At 64.7% G+C, this 15,133-nt stretch carries 14 protein-coding genes and 1 pseudogene; 6 read left to right on the top strand and 9 right to left on the bottom strand.

The genetic code is table 11. The features are described from left to right. Positions 1-472 precede the first annotated feature (472 nt). Positions 473-1,270 carry a hypothetical protein gene (locus tag E4Q23_RS04085; RefSeq protein ID WP_169065447.1) on the top strand — a complete coding sequence of 266 codons (798 nt, stop codon included), beginning with the start codon at positions 473-475 and terminating at the stop codon, positions 1,268-1,270. A 35-nt stretch (positions 1,271-1,305) separates the two neighbouring features. Here the strand turns inward: E4Q23_RS04085 and E4Q23_RS23560 are convergent, their stop codons facing one another. The 3 genes and pseudogenes from E4Q23_RS23560 to E4Q23_RS24770 all read right to left on the bottom strand — a co-directional run. Next, the gene (locus E4Q23_RS23560) at positions 1,306-1,602 is read right to left on the bottom strand and encodes a hypothetical protein (protein ID WP_248595230.1); all 297 of its coding nucleotides are present in this window, start codon (positions 1,600-1,602) and stop codon (positions 1,306-1,308) included. After that, a complete protein-coding gene (locus tag E4Q23_RS04080; RefSeq protein WP_336511597.1) occupies positions 1,559-3,166 on the bottom strand; it encodes a DNA methyltransferase in 1,608 nt (535 codons plus the stop codon). Before E4Q23_RS04080 ends, E4Q23_RS23560 begins: the two co-directional genes overlap by 44 nt. 16 nt (positions 3,167-3,182) lie before the next feature. Further along, positions 3,183-3,584: pseudogene (locus E4Q23_RS24770) on the bottom strand (type IIL restriction-modification enzyme MmeI); the annotation flags it as partial. Positions 3,585-3,675: 91 nt separating this feature from the next. Here E4Q23_RS24770 and E4Q23_RS04075 point away from each other — a divergent pair. From E4Q23_RS04075 to E4Q23_RS04065, 3 genes are read left to right on the top strand one after another with little or no spacing between them, the layout of a single operon-like run. Continuing rightward, the gene (locus E4Q23_RS04075) at positions 3,676-3,825 is read left to right on the top strand and encodes a hypothetical protein (RefSeq protein ID WP_169065446.1); all 150 of its coding nucleotides are present in this window, start codon (positions 3,676-3,678) and stop codon (positions 3,823-3,825) included. 58 nt (positions 3,826-3,883) lie between these two features. Further along, positions 3,884-5,044, top strand: coding sequence for an acyl-CoA dehydrogenase family protein (locus tag E4Q23_RS04070; protein ID WP_169065445.1), 1,161 nt, complete (start codon positions 3,884-3,886; stop codon positions 5,042-5,044). A gap of 10 nt (positions 5,045-5,054) precedes the next feature. After that, positions 5,055-6,233, top strand: coding sequence for a CaiB/BaiF CoA transferase family protein (locus tag E4Q23_RS04065; protein WP_169065444.1), 1,179 nt, complete (start codon positions 5,055-5,057; stop codon positions 6,231-6,233). 389 nt (positions 6,234-6,622) lie between these two features. On the opposite strand, the gene E4Q23_RS04060 is transcribed toward E4Q23_RS04065, so the two are convergent. Continuing rightward, the gene (locus E4Q23_RS04060) at positions 6,623-6,853 is read right to left on the bottom strand and encodes a hypothetical protein (protein WP_169065443.1); all 231 of its coding nucleotides are present in this window, start codon (positions 6,851-6,853) and stop codon (positions 6,623-6,625) included. 595 nt (positions 6,854-7,448) lie between these two features. On the opposite strand from E4Q23_RS04060, the gene E4Q23_RS04055 reads away from it, so the two are divergent. Beyond that, on the top strand, positions 7,449-8,462 hold the full coding sequence (locus E4Q23_RS04055) for a zinc-dependent alcohol dehydrogenase family protein (RefSeq protein WP_169065442.1): 1,014 nt from the start codon (positions 7,449-7,451) through the stop codon (positions 8,460-8,462). Between the two features lie 73 nt (positions 8,463-8,535). Further along, entirely contained in the window at positions 8,536-8,895 is a 360-nt protein-coding gene (locus tag E4Q23_RS04050) for a hypothetical protein (RefSeq protein ID WP_169065441.1), read from the top strand. A 351-nt stretch (positions 8,896-9,246) separates the two neighbouring features. Here E4Q23_RS04050 and egtB read toward each other — a convergent pair whose 3' ends face one another. The 5 genes from egtB to E4Q23_RS04030 form a co-directional block, all read right to left on the bottom strand. Beyond that, positions 9,247-10,542, bottom strand: a complete 1,296-nt coding sequence (egtB, locus tag E4Q23_RS04045; RefSeq protein WP_336511596.1) for an ergothioneine biosynthesis protein EgtB — start codon at positions 10,540-10,542, stop codon at positions 9,247-9,249. A 985-nt stretch (positions 10,543-11,527) separates the two neighbouring features. Beyond that, positions 11,528-11,824: a GNAT family N-acetyltransferase gene (locus E4Q23_RS04040; protein ID WP_336511595.1), complete on the bottom strand. Its 297-nt coding sequence runs from the start codon at positions 11,822-11,824 to the stop codon at positions 11,528-11,530. After that, positions 11,745-12,059 carry a hypothetical protein gene (locus E4Q23_RS24765; RefSeq protein WP_336511600.1) on the bottom strand — a complete coding sequence of 105 codons (315 nt, stop codon included), beginning with the start codon at positions 12,057-12,059 and terminating at the stop codon, positions 11,745-11,747. Before E4Q23_RS24765 ends, E4Q23_RS04040 begins: the two co-directional genes overlap by 80 nt. A 128-nt stretch (positions 12,060-12,187) precedes the next feature. After that, the gene (locus E4Q23_RS04035) at positions 12,188-12,817 is read right to left on the bottom strand and encodes a TetR/AcrR family transcriptional regulator (protein ID WP_169065440.1); all 630 of its coding nucleotides are present in this window, start codon (positions 12,815-12,817) and stop codon (positions 12,188-12,190) included. Positions 12,818-12,892: 75 nt separating this feature from the next. Next, positions 12,893-14,950, bottom strand: a complete 2,058-nt coding sequence (locus E4Q23_RS04030) for an FAD-dependent oxidoreductase (protein ID WP_169065439.1) — start codon at positions 14,948-14,950, stop codon at positions 12,893-12,895. Positions 14,951-15,133 lie beyond the last annotated feature (183 nt).

Here is a 15,133-nt window from a genome sequence, read left to right as displayed (position 1 = left end):
TGCAACACAACACTGGCGGGTAGCATGGACGCCTCCGATTGCTGTGACTACGGGCTTCACTCGGTCTCGCAGCGGCGCCAGTCGCCGATGAGCCGGGCAGCAAGATCCTTCCCGGAGAGCCGCTTGATTACGCCCTGGCCATCAATAAGGGTCGCTTCCACTTTGCAGCCTGTCTCCCTGTCGCGATGGAGCAAGCCGCCCGACATCGGAGACAAAGTCAGCTCACCTCTCCCCCGGCAAAACGGCCGGCCCATTGGCCACGGGGGCTGCGGCAAGGCACACCGGGTCCGCGGACGAGCTAGTATACTCGTAGCCCGCTTGCCATACGGCGGGCGAGAAGCAGATGCTAGTCAGCTGGCGCGAAGTTTTCGCTGCCCGCATTTTGCGAGCAACGGCCACCTACCGGGGGGTGCGACCGAGAGGCTCGTCAATACATTTGCTTGCGCTGGTTTCAGCTGGGGAGTTGTCCATAGTGGCCGATACGACAGGGAGTGGGAAAACCGCACAGGAGCTGCCGCCAAAGGCTTCGCTTGCCGGTGCGTTGACGGATGACGTGGTCAAGCTGGCACCCGTGGCAGAACGGGTCGAAACGGAGTTGTCGCGGCTTCCGAAGGCCGTCGAGAAAGTGCCCCACGAACTGGTCAAGCTCCCCACGACAGCGGTCAAGCAGCTACCCGTCGAGTTGGCGTCGACGGAAGCCTACGTCGAGGCGAAGTTGCCGATGATCGAGGCGCTGCCTTTGCCGGACATCCTGTTTGGTGGCGGGGTTCTCGTCGCCGTCGTCATCCTGCAGGCCATCGGCATGCGTCTGCTTGTCGGCCGCTTCGACAAGCGCGCCCAGCGCATCGAGCAGCGTTCGGGTTGGTGGAGCGTTGACCTCTTGCTTGGCTTCACCGTCTTCAGGATGCTCGGTCTGCACCTGATGTCGATCATTCTCTGGTCGGCAGCCCTCGTGTACGGCGGGATCATCCCGGTATGGGCTGCCGCTGCACGTTTCGCGGCGCTGTCCTACACCACGCTTGGCACCCACCGGGTGCTGTCCGATGAGTGGTACATGCTCTCCCCGATCATCGCCATTTCGGGCATGTTCACCTTCGCCTGGACCGCCAGCGTGCTGGTGAACATCGTCGGCAAGTGCAACGAACTTCGCGCGCTGGCCCGCGAAGCGCGACATCAACGGCGTGACGCCAGGAGCCAAGCCACGGTCACCGTGCCACCAGGCGACCCCGAGGCAGGAGCATCCGGGGCCGGCGCATCGAGAACCTGGTAGTAGCGAGCGCCGTGCGCAGTGAATGCAACACTGGACTAGCCGGCGCTTGCCAGTAGCGCTCCCTGACGGCGTACGCGACCGAGCGCTTCGAGCGTGTCGACGATCTGCGCCAGGCGTTTTTTCCATGCCCCTTTGCCGGTGAAGCGTGCGGCCAGCTCGGCTTCCGAAAGCGGTACAGCTGCGGCTGCCAGCACCTTGGCGACGGCGGCGACCTGTTCGGGCAGTGCCGCCGGCCAGGCCTGGCGTGCGCTGGGACTTGTCGCCACGGCGGTGGTCAGCGCAGCCTGTTTAACGTCCGGATCGCCGATAGCCAGCGGCGAGTGGCTCGCCACGGCGGCCGGGTGCTGGTATTCCGGCCGCAGCCAGCGCACCTGGCCGCGCGCTTCTTCCGCCGCACGTTCGGCGTTCAACGCGACCAGGCGCACGAGCAGGGTTTCGCCGGCCGCGTCTTTCTGCTCCGGGTTGGCGAGTGCGCTGGTGAGGTCGCTCCAGCCATAGGCGTCGAGCACCGCGGCGTCGAGTTCGTCGTGCAGCGTCTTCAGCACGCTGACCAGGCCCTGCTCGTGGATGGTTTTTTCCCTGGCGCTGAGCGCTTCGCCGCTGCGCAGTTTTTCGAGTCGCCTGGCGCGGGTTGATATAGCGCTGCAGTGGCGTGCGGGCGTTTTCGTCGGGCACCTGCTCGCCGGTCACCGGGTGGGTTTTCGTGGTCACGCCGTTCCAGCCGCTGACCGGGACGCCGCGCTCGTCGACGACTATTTCGATGCCATCGCAGGCCAGCACGGCGTCGCGGCATTCGATGTTGCGGAAGTCCTTGAGGATCGGTTGCGGCGGCAGGCCGCTGCCGCTGGTGCGGAAGTGCCATTGCAGGTAGCCGATCCAGAGCACCAGTTCGGCGATGGCGGCGGCGCGCGGGTTGAGTTCGAGGCCGAGGAACTGCTGCGGGTCGACGGTCAGTCCTGCGGCTTCGAGGCGTTGCTGGCCGCGCCCGAAAGCGTGCAACTGGTCGAGCACTTCGCCTTCGAGGCGCTTCATGTGTTCGAGCGTCACGTAGAGGAAATTCGCCGAGCCGCAGGCCGGATCGAGGACGCGAATCTGGCACAGGCGGTGGTGGAAGGCGTCGACTTCGGCACGCGCGGCGTCGAGCCTGCCTTCGTTGGCGAGCAGCAGGGCCGCCGCCTGGACGTTGCGCCATTCGCCGCGCAGCGGCTCGACGACGGTCGGCAGGACCAGGCGTTCGACGTAGGCACGCGGCGTGTAGTGGGCGCCGAGTGCGTGCCGCTCGCTGGGCGTCAGTGCGCGTTCGAGCAGGGTGCCGAAGATCGCCGGTTCGACCTGCGTCCAGTCGGCGTGCGCGGCCTGTAGCAGCAGGCCGATCTGCTCGCGATCCAGGGCGATCACTTCCGGCTGCTTGAAGAGCTTGCCGTTGAAGCGCGGCAGCGTGGCGCGCAGGACGACGGAGAAGCCGCCGGCGTCCATCTCGCGCCACAGCGCGGCGAGCAGCGGCACGAATTGCTGCGGACTGTTCTGCAGGGTTTGGAGCAAGGTGGTGAAAGCGCCCTGGCCATTCTCCCGGGGCAGCAGGCCGACATCTTCGGCGAACATCGAGAACAGGCAGCGGGTGAGGAAGCCGGCGACGAGTTCGGGGTGATGGCCGGCGCCTTCGAGCGTGCGGGCGATGCGTGCCAAGTGGCCGGCGATCGCGCGCGTGACGCGCGCCGAGACGCGCGTCGGGTCCAGCGCCAGCGGGTCGCGCCACAGCATCTGCAGGCGCTCGCGGATGCCGGGCTCGGCGAGGTCGGCGAGTTTGATGCGATGCGAGCGCGGGTCGGGGGAAAGGGGTGTAGGTGGCGCCAGAGCGTGTGAACTCGGCGTACAGTTCGATGACGTGGCCGACATCGACGACGACCAGGAACGGCGGCCGGCCATCGTCGGCGGGCAGCGCGCGAGCGTAGCTTTCGGCCTGGCCGCGCGCCCGCTGCAAGGCATCGTCGAAACCCTTGCTGGCAGCGACGAGGCGGATCTTCTTGGCTTCGAGAACGAAATGGCCGCGCTTGTAGCAGTCGATGCGCCCGCTCGACGAGCTGCCGTCGCCGTGGCGAAAGCTGACGCGGCGCTCGAAGACGTAGGCATTGTCGCGGCTATCGTCGTGTGCCGGGTCGGGGGAGGGGACGTCGAGCAGCCGACAGAGGTCGGTGACGAAGAGCTGATAGTTGGCCAGCTCGGAACCGTCGGCCGCGCGCCAGCGGGCGACAAAGGCGGCGGCAGAGTCTGCGGCAGCGGCGTCGGCGCTGCCGCTAGGGCTGGGGTCGGTCATGGGCCGGGATTATGACATGGAGGATGACGTTGCGGCGCGACAGCAGGCACGCGCCTCCTCGCAATGACGGTGGCTGGGGGATGCGCTGGCCTTGCTGCAGCCACCCGCCAGCGCCGCGCCGCTGTGGCTGTTCGGCCTGGCGCAACTGTTGTTGCTGGCGGTGTTGCGGACGCCATCTGGTTCACGCAAACCCTGGCACGAAGCCCGTCCAGCAGCAGCCTTGCCCCGCGGCAGCGTCTGAAGCACAATCTGGCCGCTGCTTGCAGGCGGCCATTCCCCCAAGAAACCACGAGGTCTCCATGCTCGACACCCCCGACGAATACCAGGAAATCCGCGCTGCCGTGCGCGACCTCTGCAGCCAGTTTCCGGACGCGTATTTTCGCCAGATCGACGCGCAGCGCGGCTATCCCGAAGCTTTTGTCGATGCGCTGATCGGCGCCGGCTGGCTGTCGGCGATGATTCCCGAGGAATACGGCGGCTCGGGCCTGGGTCTGACGGCGGCGAGCGTGATCATGGAAGAGCTCAATCGTAGCGGCGGCAACGCGGCGGCCGTGCATGGCCAGATGTACAACATGGGCACGCTGCTGCGCAGCGGCAGCCGGGCGCAGAAAGAAAAATACCTGCCGGACATCGCTGCCGGCAAGCTGCGCATCCAGGCGATGGCGGTCACCGAGCCCGGCGCCGGCACCGACACCACGCGCATCAAGACCAGCGCCGTGAAAAAGGACGGCCGCTACGTGGTCAACGGCCAGAAAGTCTGGATTTCGCGCGTCCAGCACTCGGACCTGATGGTCCTGCTGGCGCGCACCACGCCACGCGCCGAGGTGACGAAGAAGTCTGCAGGGATGTCGATCTTCATCGTCGATCTGCAACAAGCCATTGGCAATGGTTTGCGCGTGCAGCCGATCGCCAACATGGTCAATCACGAAACCAACGAACTGTTCTTCGACAATCTGGAGATTCCCGAAGAGAATCGGATCGGCGAGGAAGGCCAGGGCTTCAAGTACATTCTCGAAGGCCTCAACGCCGAGCGCGCGCTGATCGCCGCCGAGTGCATCGGCGACGGCTACTGGTTCGTCGAACGTGCCAGCCGCTACGCCCGCGAGCGCGTCGTCTTCGAGCGCCCGATCGGCCAGAACCAGGGCGTGCAGTTTCCGATTGCCGAGGCTTTCATCGAAGTCGAGGCGGCCAACCTGATGCGCTTCAAGGCCTGCGCGCTGTTCGACGCGCAGCAGCCCTGCGGTGCCGAAGCGAACATGGCCAAGTATCTCGCCGCCAAAGCCTCGTGGGAGGCGGCCAACGTCTGCCTGCAGACACACGGCGGCTTCGGCTTCGCCACCGAGTACGACATCGAGCGCAAGTTCCGCGAGACGCGCCTCTACCAGGTGGCGCCGATCTCGACCAATCTGATCTTTTCCTACGTCGCCGAGCACCTGCTCGGGTTGCCGCGCTCGTTCTAGGAAGCCTGCCATGCGCCCGCTCGACGGCATCACCGTAGTCACTCTCGAACACGCCATCGCCGCGCCATTCTGCACCCGCCAGTTGGCTGATCTTGGCGCCCGCGTGATCAAGGTCGAACGACCGCGAACCGGCGATTTTGCGCGTGCCTACGACGAGCGCGTGCGTGGCCTGGCGTCGCATTTCGTGTGGACCAACCGCTCGAAGGAGAGTCTGACGCTGGACGTCAAGCATGCCGAGGCAGAGGCTATCCTGCGCAAGCTGCTGGAACAGGCCGACGTGCTGGTGCAAAACCTCGCCCCCGGCGCTGCCGCGCGTCTCGGCCTGTCGTACGAAGCGCTGCGCGAACGACATCCGCGGCTGATCGTCTGCGACATCTCCGGTTATGGCAGCGACGGGCCTTATCGCGACAAGAAAGCCTACGACCTGCTGATCCAGAGCGAGTCGGGCTTCCTCTCGGTGACCGGCCTGCCTGACGCGCCTGCCAAGGCCGGCTGCTCGGTCGCCGACATCTCGGCCGGGATGTACGCGCAGAGCAACATCCTGGCCGCACTTTTGCAGCGAGGCAGGACTGGGCGCGGCTGCCACATCGAAGTGTCGATGCTCGAAAGCATGGTCGAGTGGATGAGTTATCCGCTGTACTACGCTTTTGACGGTGCGCCGCCACCGCCGCGCGCCGGCGCCGCGCACGCGACCATCTTTCCCTACGGTCCGTTTACCGCCGGTGACGGCAAGACGGTGATGCTCGGCCTGCAGAACGAGCGCGAGTGGCAGGTCTTCTGCGCGCAGGTGCTCGAATTGCCCGAGCTGGCCAGCGACGCGCGCTTTTCGTCGAACTCGCGGCGCACGCAGGCACGTGACGAGCTGCGCGCGCTAATCGACGCGCGCTTCGCGCGCCTCAGCTCCGAGCAGCTGATCGCCAGGCTCGACGCCGCGCAGATTGCCAACGCGCGCATGAACGACATGCACGACGTCTGGGAGCACCCGCAGCTCAAGGCGCGCGGCCGCTGGACCGAGGTCGATACCCCGTGCGGCCCGATCCCGGCCCTGCTGCCACCCGGTCAGGTCGATTCCTTCACGCCGCGCATGGACGCCGTGCCGGCGCTCGGGGAGCACAGCGACGCGATTTTGCTGGAACTCGGCTGGGATGAGGCCGCGATCGAGCGGCTGCGGGCGGTGGGGGCGGTCTGACTGCCGTGGCGCGCTGAAGAACCTGAGGCCATGAAGGGGCCAGACTCAATTGTGTTGGCAGAGGAACTGACTGCGGGCGTGACATTCAGCCTGGCCCCCTTCTTCCGCGTTCTTCCGGCCCGACTGCGCTGCGCACGCGCCCCGGGCCTGGTCTGCCGCCAGCTCGGGGGGCAGCCATTCGAACGTCAACGGTCGAGGGCTGGACGCGGTCAATCGAGCTCTTCATCTTCGCCAGCGAATGTTTCATCGCGGCGATGAAACATTCGCTGCGCGACGGCGATTGCTGCGCGTTCCTGATCGAAGCGCCGGGCGCCGCCAGCGAAGCCTGTAGCGGATCGATCGACAGCTGCACGAGCACCGATCGGGTTTCGATCCTTTTGACCCACTCTTCACCCTTGCCGACCCAGAGCGGATACTTTTTTACCCAAGGCTCGTAGTTCCGCAGTCATCGTTCCATCGCCCGCAGCGAACGGGCCGCTGCGCGACATCGGTAGATGAATGCGAATCATCGATCGTTCCATCGCTGTCATGGATGCGCCGATGGCGACAATGGAAGTCTGCATGCTTTTTTTGCCGGCGCGTGGATCTTTTTCACCCAGGCTTCTATCGCGACGATCCAAGGCCGATAGTTCAAGATCGAAGATTCAAACTCGCGCTGTGATCGTCGATGGCCCGAGTTCGAGCAGGCGACATTCCCGGTCAGCGGGAGACCCTTCGCCGGGGCGGGTGGCGACCGGCGACCGCAGGCAGAGGAGCCGGGCGGCCGCGTGGCGCATTGCGGTGCGCCGCGATGGCCTGCCCGGGCGGCGATCACGCTAGCGCGGGCTTTGCCGGGCAAGATTCCGGCCGAGGTCGTCAGGCGTTCCCTCCCGAGCACCGGAAGCAAGGTTGTGCAGCTGTCTTGCATAGTGCCGCGCGAACTCGAACAAGAGCCTCGGCAATTGGCATGACCTGCGCCATTTCGAACGGCCTTACCCCGGTTTCGCCCCGGCTTCCGCCGGTTTCACCGCTTTCTCGATGGCGGGCAAGCGTCCGCCGGAGCCGATTTCATACACCGGGAGCGGATCTGCAATTGACCGCGGTTGACCGGGCCTCCTATACTTTTCGTTGTTGACACGTCTCCCGCCGCCACCTCCTCCTTCCCTCCGGAGCGTGTTGCAGCTCGCCGCGTGCCAGCTCATGATGTCGTCTTCAACCTCGTTGGGAGTGCGCGCGATGAGAGTTTTCCAGATTCAGGACGACTGGGGTATGGACCATCTGCAGTTGGCCAGTCGGCGCGATCCTCAGCCCGGGCCGGGGCAGGTGTTGCTGCGGATGAAGGCGGCTTCGCTGAACTACCGCGACCTGGTCGTACCCGATCGCGGCTACGGGTCGTTTACCGGAACGCTGCCGCTGATTCCGGTTTCCGACGGTGTCGGCGACGTCGTCGAGGTCGGTGCAGGGGTAAGCCGGGTGCGCGTCGGCGATCGCGCATGCCCCTGCTTCCACCAGGGCTGGCTGGCCGGCGCCCCCGATCTCGATCGGCTGACACAGACGCTTGGCGGGCCGGTCGACGGGATGATGGCCGATCTCGTGTGCCTGCCCGAAAGCGGCGTCGTCAAGGTGCCCGCTCATCTCGCCGACGAGCAGGCGGCAACGCTGCCCTGCGCGGCGCTTACTGCGTGGAGCGCGGTCGTCACCCACGACACGCTCGCTCCCGGATCGCACGTACTGGTGCAGGGAACCGGCGGTGTGGCGCTGTTCGCCCTGCAGTTCGCGAAGCTGCTCGGTGCGCACGTGACGGTCATTTCGTCGAGCGATGCGAAGCTGACACGCGCGCAAGCCGTCGGCGCGGATGCCGGGATCAATTACCTGACGACGCCGGAATGGGCCAGGTCGGCGCGAGCGATCAGCGGCGGGCGCGGCTTCGATCACATCGTCGAACTGGGTGGCGAGAAGACCCTGCCGCAATCCTTGCGCTGCATCAAGCCGGGCGGGACGCTCTCGATGATTGGCGTATTGTCCGGGTCGAGCCTGGCGGCGCCACTCGGGCTGGTGGTGACGCGCCAGGTGCGTCTGCAGGGGATCACCGTCGGACATCGCGACGGTTTCGAGGCGATGCTGCGGGCGATCGAGCAGCATCGGCTGCAGCCGGTGGTCGACCGCATCTTTGCCTTCGAAGAACTCAAGGAAGCGATGGGCTGGCTGAAGAGCGGCGCCCATTTCGGAAAGATCTGCATCCGGCATTGACGGCGCGAGTGGTCGCCGGTCAGCCGCGGCTGACCCCGGCCGGCGGGATCGGCGATTGTCGAAGGAGAAACTGATGTCCCGCGCTGCTCAGCCACACTGCCTGCATATCGCCTATCCCGAGGATCTGCACGCCAGGACCGTGCAGCTTCTGAATACGCTCGAGCATGCCGAAGACCCGACGGTGCACCGCGCTGAGCTGGGTGACCTGGTGGTAGAACTGACCAACAGCGGCATGGACTACTGCTTTCTCAAACCACTCCTGCTGGCCAAGGTTGGCTTCGTCGTACAGCAGTCGGCCAATCTCGGGGTAGCCGGCGCCACCCGGATCATGGCGCCAATGATCCGCAACATCATTGCGCGACTGGACAGGCGCCAGTTATTGGTCGTTGCCGACTATATCCGGCGCCTGATGGGTACGCGGCGTCCTCGCTAGCGACCTTGCATGGATTCAGCTCACAAAGCGGAAAAAATCGCAGGCTAAGGGGGAGCGGCCAGTAGGCGTCAGTACTGCGGGTGCCGAAGTTCCAGGCATTGAGCTAGTCATAGAAGGGCCAGAAGCGCTTGCTGTTACGCCGGATGGCGTAGCGATGCGCAAATGGCTGCCAGTCGTCCATGCTCCGTACGGTGACGCTTACGGAAGAGCGCTAGTGACCCAAAGGCGACCTTCAATTTTGGAACAACGCGCCTCCAAACTCGCCTTGCAGGGGCGCGCGCTTCAGCGCTTCCGCGGCAAGGTCGTGGTTGCCGCGATTTTGCCTGCCCAGTGGGCTGGACGACCGGAGCATCATTCGCCATCGCGCGCCAGGCGTAGGCCGGAGAATTGCCAGCGCGCATCAGGCGGGAAGAAGTTGCGATAGCTTGCGCGGATGTGACTGCAAGGGGTCGCACACGACCCGCCGCGAAGCACGTATTGGCCGCTCATGAATTTTCCGTTGTATTCACCGACCGCACCGGAGGTACACTGAAAGCCGGGGTAGGGCCCATAGTCGCTACGCGTCCATTCCCAGACATCGCCGAATGCTTGTGCGGGCGTCCCGTTGGCCGACGCCTCGCGCAGCGCGAGCGGGTGCAGTGCGCTGCTCTCAAGAAAATTTCCGGCCAGCGGCGAGCTGCGTGCAGCCACTTCCCATTCGCTCTCGGTCGGAAGCCGTGCGTTCGCCCAGCGCGCAAAGGCATCGGCCTCGTAAAAGCTCACATGGCAGATCGGCGTATGCGGGTCCACCGGCGCTTCGCCATGAAGCGTGAACGAATACCAGCGCCCGTCCCGACTCTCCCAATACGCAGGCGCCTGCCAGCCACGGGCCATCGCCGCCTCCCAGCCGGCCGAGAGCCAGAGTTCCGGGCGCCGGTAGCCACCGTCATCGATGAACTCCATGAAATCGCCGTGGGTCACCGGGTGCGAGGCGATCCGGAAGGCGTCAAGCCAGACGCGGTGGCGCGGCGTCTCGTTGTCGAAGCAGAAATCGGGGCCGGAGTAGCCAATCTCGCGCAAACCCGCTGCGCAAGAAATCCAGCGCCGCGCGCATGCGTGAATAGCGGTCAGCGGCCATTGTTCCTGGTATGCGGGCTTCAGGGGATTGCGCGAGAGCAGGTGTTTTATGTCGGTCAGGATAAGCTCCTGATGCTGCTGCTCATGGTGCAGCCCGAGCTCGATCAAGGCGTCCACCGCGGGGAGCGCCCGTTCCCCGGAAAGAAATTCGAGCATGGCCTGATCTACATGATCGCGATACGCGCGCACTTGTTCCAATCCTGGACGTGAGAGCATTCCCCGCTCCGGTCTAGGGTGTCGGTCCCCGACCGCGTAATAGTACGAATTGAAGAGCACGCGATAGGACGGCTCAAGTGGCCGGTAGCCGGGTTGATGCGGCACCAGCACGAAGGTCTCGAAAAACCACGTCGTGTGCGCCAGATGCCACTTCACCGGGCTGGCATCCGGCATCGACTGGATCGCGCAATCCTCCGTCGAAAGGGGCGCGGCAAGAGCGCTCGTCACTTGGCGGATTGACAGGAATCGTTCAGCGCGCTTTGCAGGGAGTTCAAGCCTGCGTAGCGACGTCTTCGGATCTGGATTCAAGTCCACGGACACCTCCTTCAGTCACTTTGGGCGGCGGTTTCGCCGAGCAGCAAAGAGCTCCTTGCCGACAGCGATTCGGCCGCTACGGTCGGCACGCTTTCTGCCCTGGCGCGTCAGGCCCGGGGGTTGGGGTTTCAGCCCGGGCCTCCGCACGCGACAATCATAACTTCGTGAAACCCAGGATCTTCATCCGAACCTCGTCATCCCGAGCGGCTCGCGTGCGCGTCAGGCGCAAGCTGGTTTTTGTCTGGTCGCAGGTATGCAGCCGAATCAAATGGAGAATGATCTTCTTCAGGATTCGGTCGCCCAAAAGACGAGAGTCGACCTGATTCCAGCGGAGTTTACAAGCGGTCGTCATGTTTCGTTGGAATGAGATGGTCGACCGACAGGCGGTCGCGACTCCCGCAGTAACAGCAGGCCTGTGGGAGCACCATCTGCAACGCTCGTCGTCAGCCAGAGGGCCAATATTCATTGTTTCCTTGTTGAGTCCCGCGTAACGGCGAGAACGAATCATGAAGCGCGTGCGACTGTACTTGTCGGCCTTTGCCGCAATGGCTGAGTGTGCGTGTGCCATGGCAAGGTTTGCCTATGACCAGTGCAGCAAATCGCCAACGGTGGTGACTTCCATGCGTGATGAGCTGGCGTTAATGTGAAAGTCGCGCAAGCGACTCACGAAACTCCCTTCTCCTTGCGGGAGAAGGGGCAGGGGAAGAGGGAAACGGTCATGACTTTCATGATCAGGGGTGTCTCGACATGTCATGACCGGTAGCTTGATTGCTTGCGGAGCGAGCTTCTCGACCGCGAAGCGGCCGGGTTGAACAAGAGGACGATCAGCGGGCCTGAATGCTACCAAGGAAATGCCGAAGGAAACAGCTGAGCACATTTGACGTGGGTGCCAAGAAACAGTAGCTGAGGGCCGATTGTCCTGTTCCGCGCCAGAGGCATCGCCTGGCGCCGTCAGCATTGCCAGCCGCTTGCTTTCGCTGCCGAATCACCGTGGCGCCTCGATCTTGTAGAAGGCGTAGTCATGCGCGACGCCGTTCGATTCGACGCTGACCTCGTGCGACAGCTGGCCGCCAATCTTTTCCATGGCTTTGCGCGAACGCCGGTTGTCGCTGCCGATATGGAACCACACGGCTTTCGCGAACAGGAAGGCATGGCCGAGCATCAGTTGCTTCATTTCGCGGTTCGTGGAGCCACCCCAATGCTTACGGGTCAGGAAGGTATAGCCGATGGTTACCTCCCTGGCCTCGGGATTCCAGTCGTAGTAGCGGGACGACCCGATCACCGCGCCTGAATGTTTTTTCGATAGCCAGCAGCGCACCGCCGGAGGCGAGGGCGCTGGCAAAGAAGCCTGCAAAGACTGCGCGCTGATAGCGCAAGGGTTCCGGGTGCTGCTCCCAGATCGCGGGATCCGACGCGGCCGCGTAGAGCGGCTCGAAATCGCCGGCTTGCAGCGGGCGAAGGAAAATCGTTTCGCCGATTAGTGTGGGCTGCAGGGCGAAGTCTGGCGCTGCGTTCATGTGTGCTCGTGGGGTGAAAATCGCGTTGGCTGATCGAAGTCGAGGGAACGGCTATGGCGAGAAGGCGGCGCTGGACTGCCGCGTCGCTGCGTTCCTCGCAGTGGCGGGGGAGGATGTTTGCGGGGTCGTCAACATGGCACTTTGGGCGTTCCTGTTGCTGGCACCATTGTTCGCGACTCGCCGAGCAGCAACGCCACCGCGCTATCGGCGAGTTCATCGAGCGACAGCTTTCCGTCCGGGCGATACCAGTGTTTGGACCCGTTGAGCATGCCGAAGAGCAGCAGCCGCACCGGCGCCGCCGCCGAAGCGAGCTTGCCGCTGTGCTGCAGTTCGTCGAGGGTGGTCTGCCACGGCATTTGATAGCGGTCGAAGGCGGCGGCGATTTCGGCGTGCGCGGCGGCGTCGAGGGCGCGTGTTTCACCGAGCAGCATTGGCGCATGGCATTCACCTTCGAGCAGGGTGCCGAGGTGAGTGCGCACCAGGATGCGCAGTCGCTGTTCGGGGTCGGTGATGCCGTCGATGGCGGCGAGCAGGCGCGCGTAGCCGGCGTCGAGTCCCTCCACCATGGCCGTCTTGAGGAGTTCCTGTTTGCTGCGGAAGTGGTAGAAAGGGCTGCCCGAGCGCATGCCGACCGCGTCGGCAATGTCGCGCGTGGTGGTGGCGTCGAAACCTTTTTCGACGAACAGTCGGGCGGCTGCGCGCAGCAACTCGGCGCGGCGATTGGGCTCGAGCCCGGCTTCTGCTTTTCGCCTGGGCATCGGCTCAGGCCCGGGCGTCGCGGCGCAGCCGGCGTGCACCGGCTTGCCGGAGATGCTTGTGCGGGCGAGCCATTATCACAGCGCCGCGGCGACCCGCGTGCCTTGATCGATGGCGCGCTTGGCGTCGAGTTCGGCGGCGACGTCGGCACCGCCGATCAGCGTCACCGCAATACCGGCGGCCTGCAAGGGGGCGAGCAGTTCGCGGCGCGATTCCTGTCCGGCGCAGACGACGATGGTGTCGACCGGCAGCGTCGTCGCTTTGCCATCGACGGTGATGTGCAGGCCGGCGTCGTCGATGCGCTCGTAGTTCACGCCACCGATCATCTGCACGCCGCGCTTCTTGAGCAGGGTGCGGCGAATCCAGCCGGTGGTCTTGGCCAGGCCGTCACCGACTTTCGACGACTTGCGCTGCAGCAGGAAGACCTGCCGCGGTGCCGGCTCATCGAGCGGCGGCTTGAGGCCGCCGCGATGCGCGTAGCTCGGGTCGATGCCCCATTCGTCGTTGAAGCGTTCGCTTTCGCTCCGCTCGTCGTGTGCATGTGTCAGGAACTCGCCGACATCGAAGCCGATGCCGCCGGCGCCAATGATGGCCACGCGCTTGCCGGCCACTTTGCGGCCTTCGACGAGGTCGACGTAGTTGCTCACCTTGTCGCTGTCGATGCCGGTGATGGCTGGCTGGCGCGGGCTGATGCCGGTGGCCAGCACGACATGGTCGAAGCCGCCGGCCTTGAGCAGTTCGGCATCGACGCGCTGATTCAGCTGCAGGGTCACGCCGCTGGTTTCGATGCGCCGAGCGAAGTAACGCAGCGTCTCGGCGAAATCCTCCTTGCCGGGAATCCGCTTGGCGATGTTGAACTGGCCGCCGATCTGGTCGGCCGCTTCGAACAAGGTGACCGCGTGGCCGCGTTCGGCGGCCGTGGTGGCGCAGGCCATGCCTGCCGGCCCGGCGCCGACGACGGCAACTTTCCTGCGTGTCAGCGCCTTCTCGATGATCAGCTCGGTTTCGTGGCAGGCGCGCGGATTGACCAGGCAGCTGCTCAACCTGCCCTTGAAAATGTGGTCCAGGCAGGCCTGGTTGCAGGCGATGCAGGTGTTGATCTCGTCGCTCCTGTTGGCCGCCGCCTTGTTGACGAAATCGGCGTCGGCCAGAAAGGGGCGGGCCATCGACACCATGTCGGCGCTTGCCGAGGCCAGCACTTCCTCGGCGACTTCCGGCGTGTTGATGCGGTTGGTGGTGATCAGCGGAATGCTCACCGAACCCTTCAGGCGCTTGGTCACCCAGGCGAAAGCGGCGCGCGGGACCATGGTGGCAATGGTCGGGATACGCGCCTCGTGCCAGCCGATGCCGGTATTGATCAAGGTCGCGCCGGCCGCTTCGATGGCTTGGGCGAGTTGCACCACTTCTTCCCAGCTGCTGCCGCCTTCGACCAGATCGAGCATCGACAGGCGGAAAATGATGATGAAATTGGGGCCGACTTTCTCGCGTGTCGCGCGCACCGTGTCGACCGCGAAGCGGATGCGGTTTTCGAAGGAGCCGCCCCACTGGTCGTTGCGCTTGTTCGTCTGCTGGGCAATGAACTGGTTGATCAGGTAACCCTCGGAGCCCATGATCTCGACGCCGTCGTAGCCGGCCGTCTGCGCCAGCTGCGCGCAGCGCACGTAGTCACCGATGGTCTTGCGAATGCCCCACTCACTCAGCGCGCGCGGCGTGAAGCGGTTGATCGGCGCGCGCAGCTTCGACGGCGCGACGTTCAGCGGGTGGTAGGCATAGCGGCCGGTATGCAGGATCTGCAGCGCGATCTTGCCATCGGCGGCATGCACGGCCTCGGTGATCAGGCGGTGCTTGCGCACCTGCCAGGGAAAACTGAGCTGCGAACCGAAGTGGTAGACCCGCCCCGCCAGATTGGGCGAAAAGCCGCCGGTGACGATCAGCCCGACGCCACCGCGGGCGCGCTCGGCATAGAACGCGGCCATGCGCACGAAGCCGTTCTTTTCCTCTTCGAGCCCGGTGTGCATCGAACCCATCAGCACGCGGTTCTTGAGCGTCGTGAAGCCCAAATCGAGCGGGGCCAGCAAGTGAGAGTAGGGGGAAGGCGGTGGGGAAGGCACGACGGTGCCGGTGCTCAGGTTCATGAAGTGGGTTCCGGAAGATGGCAAGAACGTGCCAAGAAAGCAAGCGCTTGGTTATTGTTCCGGAAACAAGGGGAGATTGCAAGCGCAGGGCCGCGCGACGTAACCAGGCCACCAAGGCCCGGTAGCTTGATAGAAGCCCGCCAGCAACGAGGATGCTTCTGGTCTCGTCGTCGACGTTCTCGA

It is taken from the genome of Candidatus Accumulibacter phosphatis, assembly GCF_012939955.1.
GTDB lineage: Bacteria > Pseudomonadota > Gammaproteobacteria > Burkholderiales > Rhodocyclaceae > Accumulibacter > Accumulibacter delftensis.
This window is presented reverse-complemented; position numbering and strand designations above follow the sequence as displayed.

What these genes read in the sequence shown, in the direction of transcription:
- E4Q23_RS04030 (WP_169065439.1), bottom strand. Translation starts at nt 14,950, where the DNA reads ATGAACCTGAGCACCGGCACCGTCGTGCCTTCCCCACCGCCTTCCCCC.
- E4Q23_RS04070 (WP_169065445.1), top strand. Translation starts at nt 3,884, where the DNA reads ATGCTCGACACCCCCGACGAATACCAGGAAATCCGCGCTGCCGTGCGC.
- E4Q23_RS04055 (WP_169065442.1), top strand. Translation starts at nt 7,449, where the DNA reads ATGAGAGTTTTCCAGATTCAGGACGACTGGGGTATGGACCATCTGCAG.
- E4Q23_RS24765 (WP_336511600.1), bottom strand. Translation starts at nt 12,059, where the DNA reads ATGAACGCAGCGCCAGACTTCGCCCTGCAGCCCACACTAATCGGCGAA.
- E4Q23_RS04065 (WP_169065444.1), top strand. Translation starts at nt 5,055, where the DNA reads ATGCGCCCGCTCGACGGCATCACCGTAGTCACTCTCGAACACGCCATC.
- E4Q23_RS04035 (WP_169065440.1), bottom strand. Translation starts at nt 12,817, where the DNA reads ATGCCCAGGCGAAAAGCAGAAGCCGGGCTCGAGCCCAATCGCCGCGCC.
- E4Q23_RS04050 (WP_169065441.1), top strand. Translation starts at nt 8,536, where the DNA reads ATGTCCCGCGCTGCTCAGCCACACTGCCTGCATATCGCCTATCCCGAG.
- E4Q23_RS04080 (WP_336511597.1), bottom strand. Translation starts at nt 3,166, where the DNA reads ATGTCGGCCACGTCATCGAACTGTACGCCGAGTTCACACGCTCTGGCG.